The organism is Streptomyces sp. NPDC058663 (assembly GCF_042716745.1).
GTDB lineage: Bacteria > Actinomycetota > Actinomycetes > Streptomycetales > Streptomycetaceae > Streptomyces.
Genome location: NZ_JBHXRV010000035.1, coordinates 1 through 14,954, shown reverse-complemented (window position 1 = coordinate 14,954; position 14,954 = coordinate 1). Strand labels below are relative to the sequence as shown.

Annotated in this window: 21 protein-coding genes and 2 pseudogenes; 8 read left to right on the top strand and 15 right to left on the bottom strand. The window is 70.1% G+C overall.

Annotated elements, in window-relative coordinates:
* The first annotated feature begins 26 nt into the window (after positions 1-26).
* Positions 27-899: a hypothetical protein gene (locus ACFWVV_RS24465; protein WP_384354654.1), complete on the top strand. Its 873-nt coding sequence runs from the start codon at positions 27-29 to the stop codon at positions 897-899.
* 10 nt (positions 900-909) lie between these two features.
* Here the strand turns inward: ACFWVV_RS24465 and ACFWVV_RS24460 are convergent, their stop codons facing one another.
* The 5 genes from ACFWVV_RS24460 to ACFWVV_RS24440 all read right to left on the bottom strand — a co-directional run bounded on the left by ACFWVV_RS24460 (position 910) and on the right by ACFWVV_RS24440 (position 4,402).
* Entirely contained in the window at positions 910-1,959 is a 1,050-nt protein-coding gene (locus ACFWVV_RS24460) for a PhlD (protein ID WP_384354656.1), read from the bottom strand.
* A gap of 322 nt (positions 1,960-2,281) precedes the next feature.
* Positions 2,282-3,103: a helix-turn-helix domain-containing protein gene (locus tag ACFWVV_RS24455; RefSeq protein WP_384354658.1), complete on the bottom strand. Its 822-nt coding sequence runs from the start codon at positions 3,101-3,103 to the stop codon at positions 2,282-2,284.
* Between the two features lie 519 nt (positions 3,104-3,622).
* Positions 3,623-3,805: a hypothetical protein gene (locus ACFWVV_RS24450; RefSeq protein WP_384354660.1), complete on the bottom strand. Its 183-nt coding sequence runs from the start codon at positions 3,803-3,805 to the stop codon at positions 3,623-3,625.
* Between the two features lie 46 nt (positions 3,806-3,851).
* Positions 3,852-4,100: a hypothetical protein gene (locus ACFWVV_RS24445; RefSeq protein WP_384354662.1), complete on the bottom strand. Its 249-nt coding sequence runs from the start codon at positions 4,098-4,100 to the stop codon at positions 3,852-3,854.
* On the bottom strand, positions 4,097-4,402 hold the full coding sequence (locus tag ACFWVV_RS24440; RefSeq protein ID WP_384354664.1) for a hypothetical protein: 306 nt from the start codon (positions 4,400-4,402) through the stop codon (positions 4,097-4,099). The genes ACFWVV_RS24445 and ACFWVV_RS24440 overlap by 4 nt, the downstream gene beginning before the upstream one ends.
* A gap of 112 nt (positions 4,403-4,514) precedes the next feature.
* Between ACFWVV_RS24440 and ACFWVV_RS24435 the strand changes: the two genes are divergently transcribed.
* Together ACFWVV_RS24435 and ACFWVV_RS24430 are read left to right on the top strand one after the other, a co-directional pair.
* Complete coding sequence (locus tag ACFWVV_RS24435; RefSeq protein WP_384354666.1) at positions 4,515-4,862, top strand: hypothetical protein; 348 nt, start codon at positions 4,515-4,517, stop codon at positions 4,860-4,862.
* Positions 4,863-4,940: 78 nt separating this feature from the next.
* Positions 4,941-5,150: a hypothetical protein gene (locus ACFWVV_RS24430; protein WP_384354668.1), complete on the top strand. Its 210-nt coding sequence runs from the start codon at positions 4,941-4,943 to the stop codon at positions 5,148-5,150.
* Positions 5,151-5,250: 100 nt separating this feature from the next.
* Here ACFWVV_RS24430 and ACFWVV_RS24425 read toward each other — a convergent pair whose 3' ends face one another.
* The 10 genes and pseudogenes from ACFWVV_RS24425 to ACFWVV_RS24380 all read right to left on the bottom strand — a co-directional run bounded on the left by ACFWVV_RS24425 (position 5,251) and on the right by ACFWVV_RS24380 (position 13,102).
* Positions 5,251-5,703, bottom strand: a complete 453-nt coding sequence (locus ACFWVV_RS24425; protein WP_384354670.1) for a hypothetical protein — start codon at positions 5,701-5,703, stop codon at positions 5,251-5,253.
* 109 nt (positions 5,704-5,812) lie between these two features.
* Complete coding sequence (locus ACFWVV_RS24420; protein WP_384354672.1) at positions 5,813-6,262, bottom strand: hypothetical protein; 450 nt, start codon at positions 6,260-6,262, stop codon at positions 5,813-5,815.
* Between the two features lie 108 nt (positions 6,263-6,370).
* Positions 6,371-6,751 (bottom strand): hypothetical protein, encoded by a 381-nt coding sequence (locus tag ACFWVV_RS24415; RefSeq protein WP_384354674.1) that lies wholly within the window; start codon positions 6,749-6,751, stop codon positions 6,371-6,373.
* Between the two features lie 217 nt (positions 6,752-6,968).
* Positions 6,969-8,159, bottom strand: a pseudogene (locus ACFWVV_RS24410) (dihydrofolate reductase family protein).
* A gap of 47 nt (positions 8,160-8,206) precedes the next feature.
* Positions 8,207-9,214: a DNA-binding protein gene (locus ACFWVV_RS24405; protein WP_384354713.1), complete on the bottom strand. Its 1,008-nt coding sequence runs from the start codon at positions 9,212-9,214 to the stop codon at positions 8,207-8,209.
* Between the two features lie 252 nt (positions 9,215-9,466).
* Positions 9,467-9,676 (bottom strand): annotated as a pseudogene (locus tag ACFWVV_RS24400) (multiprotein-bridging factor 1 family protein); the annotation flags it as partial.
* Between the two features lie 357 nt (positions 9,677-10,033).
* Positions 10,034-10,210 carry a hypothetical protein gene (locus ACFWVV_RS24395; RefSeq protein ID WP_384354676.1) on the bottom strand — a complete coding sequence of 59 codons (177 nt, stop codon included), beginning with the start codon at positions 10,208-10,210 and terminating at the stop codon, positions 10,034-10,036.
* 168 nt (positions 10,211-10,378) lie between these two features.
* On the bottom strand, positions 10,379-11,653 hold the full coding sequence (locus ACFWVV_RS24390; protein WP_384354678.1) for a hypothetical protein: 1,275 nt from the start codon (positions 11,651-11,653) through the stop codon (positions 10,379-10,381).
* Between the two features lie 207 nt (positions 11,654-11,860).
* Positions 11,861-12,157, bottom strand: coding sequence for a hypothetical protein (locus ACFWVV_RS24385; protein WP_384354680.1), 297 nt, complete (start codon positions 12,155-12,157; stop codon positions 11,861-11,863).
* A 159-nt stretch (positions 12,158-12,316) separates the two neighbouring features.
* Entirely contained in the window at positions 12,317-13,102 is a 786-nt protein-coding gene (locus ACFWVV_RS24380) for a GntR family transcriptional regulator (protein WP_384354681.1), read from the bottom strand.
* 195 nt (positions 13,103-13,297) lie between these two features.
* On the opposite strand from ACFWVV_RS24380, the gene ACFWVV_RS24375 reads away from it, so the two are divergent.
* The 5 genes from ACFWVV_RS24375 (at position 13,298) to ACFWVV_RS24355 (ending at position 14,837) form a co-directional block, all read left to right on the top strand.
* A complete protein-coding gene (locus ACFWVV_RS24375) occupies positions 13,298-13,624 on the top strand; it encodes a hypothetical protein (protein ID WP_384354683.1) in 327 nt (108 codons plus the stop codon).
* A complete protein-coding gene (locus tag ACFWVV_RS24370) occupies positions 13,624-13,998 on the top strand; it encodes a hypothetical protein (RefSeq protein ID WP_384354685.1) in 375 nt (124 codons plus the stop codon). Before ACFWVV_RS24375 ends, ACFWVV_RS24370 begins: the two co-directional genes overlap by 1 nt.
* Positions 13,998-14,405, top strand: a complete 408-nt coding sequence (locus ACFWVV_RS24365; RefSeq protein WP_384354687.1) for a hypothetical protein — start codon at positions 13,998-14,000, stop codon at positions 14,403-14,405. Before ACFWVV_RS24370 ends, ACFWVV_RS24365 begins: the two co-directional genes overlap by 1 nt.
* A gap of 14 nt (positions 14,406-14,419) precedes the next feature.
* Positions 14,420-14,596, top strand: coding sequence for a hypothetical protein (locus ACFWVV_RS24360; protein WP_384354689.1), 177 nt, complete (start codon positions 14,420-14,422; stop codon positions 14,594-14,596).
* A 73-nt stretch (positions 14,597-14,669) separates the two neighbouring features.
* Positions 14,670-14,837: a hypothetical protein gene (locus ACFWVV_RS24355; RefSeq protein WP_384354691.1), complete on the top strand. Its 168-nt coding sequence runs from the start codon at positions 14,670-14,672 to the stop codon at positions 14,835-14,837.
* Positions 14,838-14,954 lie beyond the last annotated feature (117 nt).

The following is a 14,954-nucleotide window of genomic DNA, read 5'->3' as shown; positions in this document are numbered from 1 at the left end:
ACGGCAGGTCGTCGGAGGGTGGGGGCATGGACGCCCCGATCACCCTGGCTCTCGCCCAGGCCGTGGACACTTTGCCCGTCGGGCCCGGTCTGTTGGCGTATGAGCCGAAGTTCGACGGGGACCGGGTGACGATCTGGCGGGGTGAGCACTCGACGGTGTTGCGGTCCAAGTCCGGGCGGGTCGTCACGTCGACGTGGATGGACCTGGCGGTCGCCGCGATGGACCTGCCGCCCGGTGTTCTTCTGGACGGCGAGGCAGTTATCTACCGGGAGGGCCGCCTGGACTTCGGGGCCGTCCGCAGCCGCGCCTCCGCAGGCGCCACTCGTACTGCAGCCCTCATCCAGAAGCTGCCCGCCTCGTTCGCCGCGTTCGACATCCTGCGCACCGCGGACGGCGATCTACGGGGACGCCCGTACCGCGAAAGGAGGGCGCGTCTCCTCGAGGTGCTTGCCCCGCTGGGGCCGCCGCTCCAGCCGGTCCCGATGACGGAGGACGTGGAAGTGGCGCGGCTGTGGTGGGAGCAGCTGCCGGAAATGGGAATCGAAGGCCTGGTAATCAAGAGGTTGGACGCTGCTTATCCGGGAGGGCGGCGTGGGTGGATGAAGTGCCGGCATGCGGATACCGAGGATAGCGAGGTTGTCGGTTTCACCGGGACCCGCGCCCACCCGGTGGCGCTCGCGGTCCGGCTGCCCGACGGGCGTATCGCCTTGTCCCGCCGGATCACGGCCCCGGTTCGTGTCGAAGTGGTCCGGCACCTTGCCGGGTCCGGTCCGGCGGCCCCGGTGCGGACCGAGGCCGGGGAGCGCTACACCCCGTGTGCCCCCGGGTTGCTGGTGGAGGTGCTGGCCGGCACCACGCGGCATGCCACCGTTTCTGTGACGCGGATCCGGGGGGAGTAGCCGCCCGTCCTCAGGAGTGCCAGGTGCCGCGCAGGGCCGCGGTGGAGAAGCCGGGCCCGAATGCGGCCATGACCCCCGTCGACCTGTCGGCGGGGGGCTTTTCGTGTGTGCGGCGCAGGACGTCGAGGACGGCGATCCCGCCGAGGTTGCCGTTCTCGGCGAGGGAGGCGTGGGAGTGGCGGGCGTCCTCGAGGTCGAGGCCCAGGCCGTGGGCGACGTCGCTGATGATGCGGGGGCTGCCGGGGTGGATGACGGCGAAGTCGAGGACGTCGTGGCGGCCGAGCCAGCCCAGGAGGTGGGGGAGGACGTCTCCGGCGGCTTTGATGGCGGCCTTCGTGCTGTCGAAGTGGAGGCCGGTGTGGTCGAGGCGGCCGTAGTAGCGGTCGGTGGAGGCGGGGAGGGTGTACTCCCAGGTGTCTTCGACGCGCAGGCCGGGGCCGAGGGGGTCTGTGGTGACGAGGACGGCGCCCGCGGAGTCTCCGAAGAGGGCCCGGTAGATGATCGCTTCGATGCTGGTGTCGTGGGGGTTGGTGCAGACGCTGGATATCGCTTCGGTGATGACGACGAGGACGGTGGTGCCGGGGCGGGCGGTGACCATGTCGGTGGCCCGTATGAGGGCTTGGGCACCGCCGGCGCAGGCGAGCGTCGTCATCGCGAGGTGGCGGACGTCGGGGCGCAGGCCCAGGGCGTTGGTCAGGCGGACGTCCATGTTGGGGATGCCCCAGCTGGTGGTGTGGCTGGTGATGACGGCGTCCACGTCGGCGGGGGTGAGGTGGTGGTCGTCGAGGACCTGGCGGGCGGCGCGTTCGCCCATGGCCAGGGCGTCGTTGAAGGCGGTGGTGGTGCGCTCTTGGACGGTGGCGTCGGCGCTGAGGCTGTGGTCGTCGAGGGGGCGGGTCAGGTAGCGGGTGTTCACCCCGCAGTTGGCGACGACGCGCAGGAACGCGCCCAGGCGCGGGTGGTCGTGGTGGCGTCGCTGGAGGTCTTCGAGGAGGTGCTCCGTGGTGACCTGGTGGTCAGCCAGGACGACGGCGGGGCGGCTTATGGAGGTGCCGGTCATGGTCTGCTCCCACTGGGTAGAGGTCGGGGGCACCGTGGGGGGTGGCCACAACTTACGGGAGAGTTGGCTGGTATTCCCCGGACGGGGGAAAGAGAGTGCCTGGCCGGGCACCCGGGCCCTGGGTGGGGGGTGGCCAGGGTGCCGTGCGGGGTGGCTGTTTCCCGCCGGTCAGAGGGCGGGCGCGCGGCCAGGGGCGGCGGGCCGGACCGGCGGGGCCGGGAAGGTTGGGGGTGCCGGTGGCAGGGCGGGGACCAGCAGGGCCGGACCGGCGGGGCCGGGGGTGTTGCGGGGACCGGCAGGGCCGGCCCCCGGGGCCTGGGTGTCAGGCGCGGAGCATGGGCGTGCGGCCGCCGTGCTCGGTACCGGGCTGGAATATCAGCACGATGAGGCGGGCGCCGGGGGCCGACATCGGCTGGGCGGCGCACATCGTGACCCAGCCCCGCCCGTGCTGGGGGTGGTGGAGGGGGCGGATGTCGCCGTCGGGGTGGATGTAGGCGACGCCCTGCTCGTACAGGGGCCCGGTGACGGGGTCGGCCATGACGTCGGCCTCTATGGCGCGCAGCACCCTGTCGCGGGGGCGGGCGGCCAGCGCGGTACGCAGCTGCGGCAGGACGAAGGGTGCCCAGTCGGTGTCCCAGTTCTGGAGGGTGGTGCGGGCGGCGGGGTCCAGGAGCATCCAGCGGAGCGTGTTTTCGGGAGGGGTCCCGGAGGGGAAGAGGGCGTCGAACGCCTTGTTGTGGGCGACGAGTTGCCAGGAGCAGTCGGTGACGTACGCCATGTGGGAGATCCCGTCGACGGCTTCCTGCCAGGCGCCGGGGACTTCCTTGCCGGAGCGGGGGTACAGGGGGGCGGGCGGGTCGGAGGCGCGGGCGTAGCGGCACAGGGACACCCACTCCTGCTCGTCGAGGCGGAAGAGGCGGGCGACGTCGGCGAGGAGGTCGAAGGGCGGGTTGGTGTAGGTGCCGGTCTCGAGGCGGTGGTAGACGCCGGCGGCCCGGTTGATGAGTTGGTCGACCTGGGTCTGGGAGAGGCCGCGGGCGCGCCGCCCTTGGCGTCCGGGGGTGCGGACGAAGCCCATGGTTTCGGCGTCGATGCGTTCTCTGCGCGCCTTGAGTAGTGCTTTGAGTGCGGTCTTGTTCGTCATGCGGTTCCCCCCGTTGAGAGCGCTTGCTGTGAGCTCGCAGTCTATAAATTCGTACGGAATTTATTCAAAGAAAGTGTACGAAGAAATGAGGGGAGGGGTGGGGCATCATCGTGCGGGCGGGACGCTTCCGGCCAGCGGCGACACGAGGTCGGAGCGCTTTCGCCAGGGTTGGGATAATCTCGGGCCGTCGCCCCCAAATAGGGCGTTTCGATTCCGAGATTAGGAATACCTAACCTGCTGGTTCATCCGGCGGGGAGGGGCAGGAGCGATGATCCGCCGCTAAATCGCAGCGCGGTGGCAATTCGCGGCAGCCCTTCCCCTCCGGAAACCAGAAAAAGATTGGCCATTCGGTTTCCGGGCCCGCCCCGCCGTCCTGCCCGGGGGTGCGGGTGTCCGTGGCCCGGCGGCAGCATCGGCTTCATGGAGGGCGCCGCCGGGCCACCCGCTCGAGGATGCCAGGCACCACTGACAATCCCTCCAGAGCCCGGGCCCCGCGGTGAGGTAACCCCCGCGCGCCGCCTACGGGGCAGGGAGCCGGCGGGCCAGCCGCATCCGCAACTCACCGACCATCGGGTGGACTTCCTCGTCCAGGTGTCCCAGGAGCAGCAGGACGGCCCGGGCCTCCGCCTCGGTCACGAGCGGCACCCGCTCGTGTGCCCCATCCCCGTCGGCCAGCAGTTCGTCCACGGTCATCTCGTCCATGCCCGCCCAACGGGCCAGCACGGCCCGGAGTCACCCGGCACGACCGTCAGGACGTCCACACGACGGACAGCAGCGTGATCCTGCGGGTGATGGGGTTGCACAGCACGACCATCGTTCCCCACACCCCGAACCAGGCCTGCCGGGTGAGGCCGTCGTCCTCGCCGTACGGCACGGTGTGCGCGTACGGGTCCGCCTCAAGGCGGTCGAAGAGCTGCAGGGCGGCGTGGCGTGCGTCGTCGGGGAGGCCGGAGAGCTGGTCGACGGTGTGCGGGCTGTAGAGGACCGTCCAGCTCACGCAGCGCCACGCCTCTGGAGTGCCTCGCGGGCCTGCGCCCGCCACCCGGCGAGGACGTCCGCGGACGCGTCGTCGTGCTGGAGGGCGGGGGGCAGGTCCTCGCCGGCGGCCGCCTGCGCGCGCAGGGTGTCGATGGCGGGCTTCGCCGCCTCGAGCGCGGACACGTGCCGCACCCACCGGTCGATGACCGTAGGCAGGTCGGGGAGGGGAGTGAGGTTGATGTCGCGGAGGAACTGCATGCGCTGCTCGGGGACACCCAGGGCGTGGGCGATCCCGTCGATGGTCCATTCCTGGCTGCTCACCGTGAACCCCTCCCTGTGCCGTGGTGCATCGAGCGTAGCGGAGGCGCGCTTCGTGCCGCAGGCCCACCGGACCGCCGCATACCCCAGCACCACTCCGGAAAGGAATCCGCCCATGCCCCTCATCGGCCCCGGCCACGACGACCCCGAGTACGACAACTACGATCCCGCCTGGGAGTCCCAGGACACCCTGTTCCGGCGGTGGCTGTACGAGAAGCTCACCGCGGCAGGGTGCAGCTTCGCCCGAGACATGGCGTTCTCCACCGCCCCTGCCAACCGGTACAACGGGCTCAGCGAGGACGACATGGACGACATCGCCCTGCTCGCGGGCGTTACCGTCGAGGAGGTCCGGGCCGCCCACAAGGCCGACCTTGCTGAGTGGGCGCGCGAGCAGCAGTTGCGGGACCACCCGGACCTTGCGGTCCTCGACGCGGACCTGGACCGTATCCGGCACCGCTCCTGACGGCGCCCGGCGTCCCACCGGCCGTCAGGCAGTTTCCGGCGGATAGCCTGGCGGTGATCCGGCCGAAAGGAAGAACTGATGCCGAAGACGAAGCCGATGTCCGTCACCTGCACTCGGTGTGCGGCAAGTGCACCGCTGCCGGAAGACCGGCACCACTCGGCCCTGTGGGACGGCGGATGGCGCTGGATCGGTCCCGACCTCATGTCCTGCCCGGACTGCCCGCCCGTGATCGCGGTGGCCGAGGACGGCCGGCACCTCCGGGGGCCGGGAGCAGCGGCCGCACACTAGGTGGGCCTGGGGAAGGAGGGCCTGGAGGTCGGTGGCGGTCACTCTGGCCGCCGTGATCAAGGCGCGGATCTCCTGCACCTGCTGTTCGCGTCCCGAAGCTTCATCGGGCCCCTTCCTGGCCGTCCTCGCTGAAGCTGGCATCGTCGTACATGTTGTCCAGGAGCACGTTCAGCTCGGCGAGGTCCGGATGCGTTGCCACGTCCTGTGCCACGGACTCGTTGAACGCCTCGACGAACAGGCGCATCTGCCCTGCGGTTTTCACCATGGCCGCTTCCATGTCGCAGGCCGTCGCCTGGGTGCGCAACAAGGCCGCCTTCAGGCGCAGGGCAGCGACGCGCTGTTCGTCCGGCGGCAGTGCAGCGAACTGGGCGGCCATCCGCTCCGACTTCACCCGGGAGGTCTCTCTGTAGCACTCCCTGCACACCTGTACCTGGGTCTGGCCTGACTTTCCGGCCTTTACGGTGAGGCCGGGCACGGCCGCACGTCCGGTGCATGCCCCTACGCCTTCGTGGTTCACCGCGCACAGACAGTCGCACGTCTTCTGCTCGTCCATGGCGGCCAGTCTGCCGTAAGGGGCAAGGCAGTTGGGTCCGTTCCGGACACTCCCGCCCGCACGTGCACCCGGGCGCGCCAGGGGGAGCGGTGACCACCGGGTTATGGGTTCAACACATGCCGGGCATGGCGCGCAGCCGTCCGGCCTCCTCGATCGCCTCGTCCAGGGCGGAGACGAGATCGTCGGACTCGGTGATGGTGTGGGTGGCCTGGTACTCGGAGCGGCGCAGTCGGTCCTGGAGGAGCGCACCGCGCAATGCCGACGACATGTTCGTGGGTCCGCCGCTGCTGAACGCGACCACGAAGCCGAAGAAGCCGTGCATCAGGTCGCGCAGTGCCTCCTGCCCGTTCGGGTCGTCGGGGGAGCAGGTCACGTCGCGGGCGAGGACTTCGGCGGCAGCGAGAAGGCGGCCGGCTGCGATGGCGGGCCGTTCGTAGGCGCCGCCGCTGTCGGGGTCGATGCCGAGCGCCCGCAGCGCCTTCTCAACCTGCCTGACTGCGGCAGGGGGCTCGGGAGCTTCGTACTCGTCCTCGTCGGCGGGGGTGTCCTGGTAGGTCATGGGCGGCAGCGTAGTGGCCCCGGACTGGCCACCGCCGGGCTTCTCCAGCATCGCTTCTGACGCACAGCCAGGAGCGGTGACCGGTCGCTCTGGTGGCTCCAGAGGGGACTACTCAGGTACCCCTTCCCGGCGGGACTTTCCTTCCTGCTCCCATTCCTCTTCGAGGAAAGCGATGTGCTCGTCCAGCCACTCCTGCATGGCCGCCTCTTCGGCTTCGCCCCTGTCGAACGGGGAGAAGTCATGGGCTGGGGCGATGCCCCACTTCTCGTCCAGGCCGGGGAGACCGTCGGAGCCGCTCCAGCCGCAGGTGCAATAGGCCACCAGAGCCATGACCTCCCAGCCGTTATCCAGGAACGCGGTGTAGAAGTGGTGCCCCTTCATGGGGTCTTCCTCGTGGCGAACCCGGTCGACGGCCTGGCGGTGGTTCTCGCCGGCGTGCTCACGGCGGCGGTTCCGTGCGGCGTTCTTCCGGGCGTGCTTCTTGACCATGACGACTCCATGGGTGCGCACGCAAAGTCCCGTGTACCGGCGCACCAGTCGTGATGGGCATGCCGAAAGGAGGGGGGGTTGCTGCGCTGATGCGAGGCACCTGGGGCTGTGAGCACCCACCGCTCACGGGCCGGTGGGCTGAAGCCGGGCCGACGCTGCGGCCATCGCCCACAGCATAGCCCCTGCGCGAAGTGCTCCAAGCCGTAGCCGCACGCAGTCAGTTCAGCAGGTGCCGGTTCGGCTTCTTGGCCGCGGCCGCGTACTCGGGCAGCTCGATGACGGTGACGCCGGCGGACTCGAGGCGCTCGGTGCCATCCGCGCCGGGGACGAAGGTGTCCGGCTCCCGCCACGCGGTGACCACCCGGCGGATGCCCGCCTGCCGGATCAGCTCGGCGCACGGGCGCGGACGGGAGGCCCGCTTCGCGCACGGCTCGAGGCTTGAGTAGACCGTGGCGCCCGCCAAGCGGTCGTCATCGGCCGGAATCTTGGCGAGGGCGGCTTCCTCGGCGTGGTCGTGCGGGTCGGCCTCGCGGGAGTAGCCCCGGGCCAGCTCCGTGCCGTCCGCCGCGACGATGACCGCGCCCACACTGAACGCCGTGGTGGAGGGCGGGCATTGGGCGGCGAGGTTGCAGGCGACTGCGAGCCAGCCCTGGTCGGCGAGCGTGGGGTGGGCGTCGGGGCCGGGCTGGCCGCATTCCGAGGCGGACGTCATGAGCTACTCCTGGGAGTCTTCCTTGGGGGCGTACCGCAGGAGTACCACGTCGCCGATCTGCCGGGTCTCCAGAAGCCGCATCCGGCGGGTGGGGCCACCCGGGTATGCGGCGGGGCCGAGCATGCGGATGCCGTCGGGCTGGCCGACGAGGAGGGGCGCGACAACGAGCTGGAGCTCGTCCGCGAGGCCTTGCTGAAGGAGCTGGGTGTGGATGGTGCCGCCGCCCTCGACCATGAGCTGCTTCACCCCTACCTGGGCGAGCACATCGAGTGCAGCAAGCCAGGTGAGGTGTCCGTCCGGGAGGATCTGCACGGACGCGAGGTCACCCAGCGCCTCCTGCGCCTTCTTCCGGGCTTCTTCTCCTACGGCGAGGACCGCTTTGTGGCCTCCGTGGTGCCAGAAGTTCCAGTTCGGGTCGAGGTCGCCGGTCCGGGTGATGGTCAGCTTCAGCGGGTACTCCGGCAGGCCGGCTGCGACCCGCTGGGCACGACGCTCTTCGGACTTGACCAGCAGGCGCGGGTTGTCGGCCCGGAGCGTGCCCGCGCCGACGAGGATCGCGTCGGATGCCGCCCTTTCCGCGTCGACCCGGTCGAAGTCGGCGGCGTTGGACAGCATCAGCCGGTCTTCGCCGGGACGGGTGTCGAGGTACCCGTCGAGCGAGACGGCAGCGGACAGCAGGACGCGGGGGCGGGGCACAGGGCAGCTCCAGGGCGGCGTAGGGGCGGGCGGAGACCGGGTCGGGCTTACGGGGCTGCGGGCGTCGGCGGGTGCAGCACGATGCGGTCCAGGGCGGAACGGAACTCGGCGACCTGCGGGACGCCGGCCACGGGAACGAGCGCTTCGTCGAGCTTCGCGAGCTGCCCGATGATGCGCGCCGACCCGGTCTCCGCCGCGATGTTCACGGCCTGGAGGGCGACCTCGGCGGCCTTGGCGTGGTCCCCCGTTCCGGCGAGCGAGCGGGCCGTACGGGCCTGGTAGACGCCCCGGTCCCGCCGGTACGCAACCGGTACGGCGGCAATCGCCTCGGTGAACCCGGTCACGGCCTGGTCGTGGTGGCCGAGGGCGGCCAGCGACCGCGCCCGGGCGGTGTGCACGTACGGTGCGTCGAGCCACGACCCCCATACCCCGTCGCCGTCGGTGCGCTCGAGGAGGGACAGCGCGGTGTCGTACCCGCGGAGCCCCTGCGTCTCGTCACCGAGGACGCTGTGGGCGTGGGCCTGGTGCACGACCGCGATGACTTCGAGGCGGCTGCCGGGCATGGCGGTGCGGCGAGCGGCGGTGGCCAGGCCGAGGGCGTCGTGCGGGTTCCCGGTGTCCGCGGCGAGTTGGGCCTGGCGGCCGAGGATGTACGCCGTCAGGTCGCTGTCGCCCGTCATGTGGGAGGCGGTCAGGGCGCGGGAGGTGTGCCCGTACGCGGTGCGGGTGTCGCCGATGTCCTGCGCCAGCCACCCGGCGAGCTCCTCGTAGCGGGTCTCCAGCGCGAGGAGGCGGGCGGCGTCGGCGCCGCGGGCGTGCTTGCGGTGCCCGGTGAGCATGGCCAGGCGCTGCTGCACCGCGGGGAGGACGTGGCGGGGGCCCATGAGGTTGTCGGACTGGATCAGGACCCGTCGCAGCTGCGTGTACTCCTCCACAGGGGAGGCGCCCGGGCCTGGTGCGTAGACGGGCCGGGCGGCTGCGGCGGGGGTGTGGGGGAGTGCGGCGGCGAGGCCGGCCAGTCCGGAGGCCAGCACGGTACGTCGGGGCACGGGCACGAAGACGATCCTTCCGTTGATGCGGCAGGGGACGACCTCTGTGTCCGTGTCGTCATGCTCTGAGCCTGCCTGCCCCCAGGGGGTGCGGGCCAGGTCCGCCGGGGGGTTGGCCCCATCCAGGAAGGGGCTGGCCCCATGGCCCGTTGTGCGAGGGCTGGACACCACCCCGGGCCCCGGTCCCGCCGCGGCCGTGAAAGTACGAGGGGCCAAACGGTGTGCGACGTCCCAGCCCCGGACCAGGGCACCGCATGCGTCGAGTGCCCGGTCGAGGTCCACGGCGGTTGCGCGGGGGACGGGCCGCTCTGCCCGCTCGAATCGGCCCAGGTGCCCGCGGTCGCAGTGCGCCTTGCGGCTTAACGCCTGTTGGGACATGCCGCGCGCTTCACGGGTCTGCCGGAGTTCGGATCCCCACCGCTCCCACGGCCCGGCGTCCGGGTTCAGGTCGTTCGGGCGCTGCGCCATCTCCTGATCATCCCCCTTGTGCAACTCCGCCCCGTGCGGGGGCTGTTGTCGGCCGCCCCAGCATGACCCGGATGGGGCCTGCGGGGCCAGCCGCTGGGGCCCCGTGCCGGGGCTCCCGGGGGCAGGGGTGGCGGGCCTACAACGGTGGAGCGAGCACGTTCGTGACGCCGCACCCACCCGTCGAGGAGGCCTCTGTTGGACACCACATGTGTGCGGCCAGGGCCCGTGAGCTCGTACGGGATGGGCGTGGAGCGAGTTCTCGCCCGGGGGGAAGCCGAGCGGATCGCAGCCTCGGCTTCCCCCGTGGTCAGGTCGGGTGGGGTTGCCCCTGGTACAAGCAGGGGCAACCCGGCTGCCCTACTTGCCCCTCGTGGGGCGCAGGGAAGCAATTCCGGTGACCACGCTGGTGGCGGTCGCGAGTTGTTCGAGCGTTGCTGGATCCAGTGTGGCGGCCAGCAGCATGGCAATGAGAACCCAAGCCGCGGGTTCCGGGTTGTGCATCGTGGCCTGAATCATTTCGATGGAGCGGCTCAACTTGGCCTCTTCCGCAGCAGTCGGATACAGGACGATGGGGGGTCCATCGGCCTTTTGGCTGCTGGGGTGCGAAGTGGCCCAGGCGGGGCTCCTTGCCCGAGTCCCCGCCTGGGTGCATCCACCGTATCCATATTATGGTGCACGCGCAATACGATATGGCGAGAGGTGTCAGCGCAGCACGGGCGCTTCTTCCGCGACCGCTCTCGTGCAGGGAACACACAGGCCCGGCTCAGGTGCACGGAACGCCCGGTCGTCACACCGCAAGCAGTACCGCAACGGGTCCCGCTCAGGATCGGCAGGCCGGCGCGGCCCAGGGACTGGTTCACCGTCCTGTGGGTGCGGCCTGGCCTGACCGTCGGCCGCCAGCTTCGCGAGCCGGGCCTCCTCGCACCGCGGGCACACGGCCCCTGTGTTCAGGTCGGCGCCGTCCTCGCAGAACACGTTGTTGCCCCAGCACTTCGAGGTGGAGAGCAGTTCCTCCAGGACACCCAGTGCCGACCGGATGCCGTTGCCCGAACCGTCGTAGGCGTCGACCTCGTAGCCGAACTCCTCCCAGCGGCGGCGCATGCGCTCCGTCACCTGCTCGACGGTGCGCATCTCCTCGAGGAGAACCTTCTCGATCAGGGTGTTCACCTCGGTGGGCAGACCGCGGGGCCAGTCCTGCTCCAACTGCGTGACCAGCAGGGGCGGGATGGTGCGTACGACAGCCCCGAGGTCGGCGGGTTTTGCCTTCTCAACCGGTGGATCTGCTTGTGCTGTCGCGGCGCAGCCGCCACCGCTCAGCTCGCTACTACCTGTGGTTGGCCTACGGCCGTCACCCGTATTCGTCTGCTCGTTTCTGTCGTCCTGGTTCGTACCCGTTGCAACGGGTCGGTGGGTACCCGTTGCAACGGGTTGGTGCCTACCCGTTGCAACGGGTACGTCGTTTTCCTCGGACCTACCCGTTGCAACGGGTACGTCGGTAGCCGTGTTGGCCTTCTTGCGTGCTGCTGTCTTGGCGACCCGGGCGCGCTTCTTCACGGCGTACGGCGCCTCCGCCGCTTCGACGATGGCGCGGCGCTCTGCCCGCCACGCCTTGTAGGCCGCCGGATCGTCCTTCTGCCACTTGTCCGCGGCGAAGGTGTTCAGCGGCCCGTCGTACCCGTCCGGGGGCCACAGGGGGAGTTCGTAGGTCGTGCGGACGCCCTTCTTGGCGTGTATGACGATCGCGCCCAGTACCGCGAGTGCGCGCAGGTACGGGTCGACGTCGTCCGGCTTCTTCAGGCCGACGTCGTTCGCCAGGCGGGCACGGCTTGGGTCCACTTGCCGGGATCCGCTCGCGTGGTGCAGGCGCTTGGCGAGGTGCTGGTAGACGGCCGCTTCCATGCCGTTCGCCCCGCATTCACTGACCCATTCCGCGATCTTCGTGTAGTGCGGCTCTTTGGCCGGTGGGGTGGATGTCACAGCTGCACCTGCTCTGCCTCAGGCAGTGCGGAGCTGTGTTGCTGCGAGTCTCGCGATACGCTCAACGAGCACGCCTTCTTTCACCAGTCGGCTGCCTACATCCGCGGGTTGCCCCCCGCGTTGTTGCTTGAACGGCCGACGAGCGTCCTGCTCTTGTCGGCCGTTCGCGTTTTCCCAAGGACGTCTCTGGCCCGGCGGCTAACGCGCTCACGGCGCGCCGTTGGGCTTGGCCCGCGGCTTCTTGTCGGGCCCCCGTCGTGCCGGGTTGGGCGGATTTTCCTTGAAGTACGCGAGGAGGACGCTCGTGCGCATGGCGCGTGCGTTTGCCTGGCGCACGTACTGGTGCGGGTGCTCCTCGCCGTCGCCGAAGGGCCAGTTCGATCTGGTGCGCGCCACGTGGCGTACGGATCCCGCAGTGGCGTTCGGGTCGATGCCGGTGGTGACCAGCAATCGGGCACCGGCCTCGAAAGTGACGAAATCGGGGTATTCGAACTCGGCGGTCATCGAAATGACCCCCCGAGACTTTTCACGTGTCCCATCAAAGCGCGTAGCATTCTTCGCGACAGCCTCTCCTCATACGGGCGGTCTGTTGAGCCGGTGTTCGTCGCAGGGCGCCGGCATGGGGCGGTCGGCCGGTCTCTACACCGGTCGGCCGTTCCTGTCTCAGGCAGCCTCCTCTCGCGGCCATACGGCCGATGCATCGCGCTGCACGCTGTAGGACACCGCGAACTGCTCGGCGGGCATACGAGTCTCGTTAACCTCTACAACGAGCCACTCGCCCTTGCGGTAGACCCGCGACTCACGCGTCACGACCAGCACCGGCACCGTCGGCGGCACTCCCAGCAGATCCTGTTCTGCATCACTGGGCAGCCGGGCGGAGATCGTCTCGCGCCAGTCGATCGACGCGTCGAAGTGCTCCTCGATCCGGTCGTAGATCCCTCCGGGCCCGGTCTGTTCCGCGCGCAGCGCAGGGATATCCGACGCGACAGCGACCGGGATGTAGCTGGTGGCCAACTGGAGCGGCCGTACTGCTCCGGCCGGCCCCATCTGTCGATCCCGTACGACGACGTCTTCGCCCTGGGGAATTCCCAGCAGGTCGGCGACATGGTTCGGCGGTACGCCCAGGCCGCGGGTCGGTGTACCTACCGCGCTCCAGTCGGCGGCGTTCCGGTCGAAGAAGTAGCCGAGCTCATCCCGGTATACGCAGCGGTCCCGAATGATCGCGCGCTCTCGCGGCAGTTCTCGGACGTACGAGCCGCGCCGGTACTGGACGCGCACCAACCCCTCGTTGGCGAGGGCCTTGATTGCGTTGTGGGCGGTCTGCTTGGAGACCTCGAATCGGTCGGCGATCTCCTGGACGGTCGGCAGGGCCGCGCCCGGCGGGTACGTCCCCGCCTCAATCGCAGCGCGCAGCTCTCCCGCTACGCGGCGAAACGCGGACTCTGCCATCGATCCTCCTTCGGTTTCACTGATTTCCTCCACTGTACTAGATACAGGCCTCTGTTTGGTATAGAGTCTGTCGTGTGCCAAGCAATACGGCCCCGACCCGGCGCATGCCGGACGGGGCCGTACCTCCCGACCAGGCGCTCGAACGCCGAATCGGAATTGAACCGCCCTACCTGCCACAACAGGAGGTCGATCCCTGTGGATCGTACAGAATCGGTACAGCAGGACACCATGAGGCCGCGCGCCACAGTTCCTGACACCTTCAACCCCGACACCGCCGAGGCCTTGCGCCGGGTGGTCGCCGACGCGGTCGGCCCTCGCCGGCCGGGTGTCGTGTACGACAACGTCGACGGCACCTTCGAGGTCCGCCACGTCACCACCGACCCGGCCGAGGCGCGCCGGATGCTGAACCGGCGCGGCTCGCAGTTCGCCATCGTCGTCCGCAATCTGCACGACGGCCGTGAGCACACCATCGGTACCGCTTGGTCCACCAGCGACCGCCTCTGCGCGACGGCAGGTGCGTGATGGACAAGGACGCGCTGGCGCTCGCCCTTCTCGCCCAGGTTCACCGCCTCAACGGCACCGGCCCGGCCGCAGTGCGCGTCATCCTGCGCAGCGCGGAGGGGGAGTACCTCGGTGAAGCCGCACTGAACGGCGAGGACACCCGCGCGGTCATCGAGTCCGTGCAGGCCGTCGCCGACCACAACGACTACGCGCCGAACATCCCGTACACCGACGGCCTGGACCCGCTGCTGGTCGCCGACATCGAGGACCACTTCGCGAGCATCGACCCCGCCGCGTTCCTCGGCGAGATCGTGGACGCCGCAGACGAGGAAGCCGCGATCCGCTCGTACGAGGCCCTCGTCCTCGGTACCACCGATGAGGACGGCACCCGGTGATGGCCGACCTGCACAACGGCCTCCCGGCCGCCTCCCGCACCACGGTGCCGCCGCTCGACGACGACCACCAGGCCCTCCTGGAGGAACTCGCCGGCGCCCACCCCGCCTTCGACCAGATCCTCTCCGGTCTCCGCAACCTCGCCCTCGCCCACCTCACCCCGGGCCAGACGCAGACGGTCCTGCACTGCCTCGGCGGGTCCACCGGGGAGGGCACCGACCTCCTCGGGGCGCTCGCCGCAACGGTCCGGCGCCTCACCGACCCCGACACCAACCCCGCCCTCCGCACCCTCCCCGCCGAGCAGCAGGACCTCGCCCGCGAGTACGGCGCCCAATACGCCCACTACGACACGGAGTTCGCCCCGCGCGACCTCATCGCCGAAGCCAACGCCGCCATCAGCGGCATCTGAGAGGGGAGCCCGCCGTGAAGTTCAAGCGCTACCGCGTCACCGACGAGGACGGCACCTTCCTCGACGAGTTCGGCACCAACGCCCCCGACATCGCTACCAAGCGCATCGGCCGCATCCGCAAGCACCGCCCCGGCCTCACCGTCCAGGTGACCGACGACGACCGCAAGGCCACCAGGCCCGAGACCCACTGACCACCCTCCCCGCGGGGTCCGGCCGCCGAGCCGACAGACGGCCGGACCCCCACCCCACCGGAAGGACACCACCGTGACTACACCCCACGACGCCGCACAGCACCTCATCAACACCCTCCGCGACGCCGTCAACGACCCCAACGTCCCCACCGAAACCGTCCAGGCCGCCGCCCAGCACGCCCACAACACCATCGAGGCCCACGGCGGCGACTACAACGCCGCCTTCAAGCAGACCACCTGACCTTCCCCGAACCGGGGTCCGGCCGTCGAGCCGACACACCCCCCGGCCCCCCCCCCCCCCACACCCCCAGGAGACCCCAATGCCACCAAAGAAAACCCCCAGGAAAACCCCAACCCC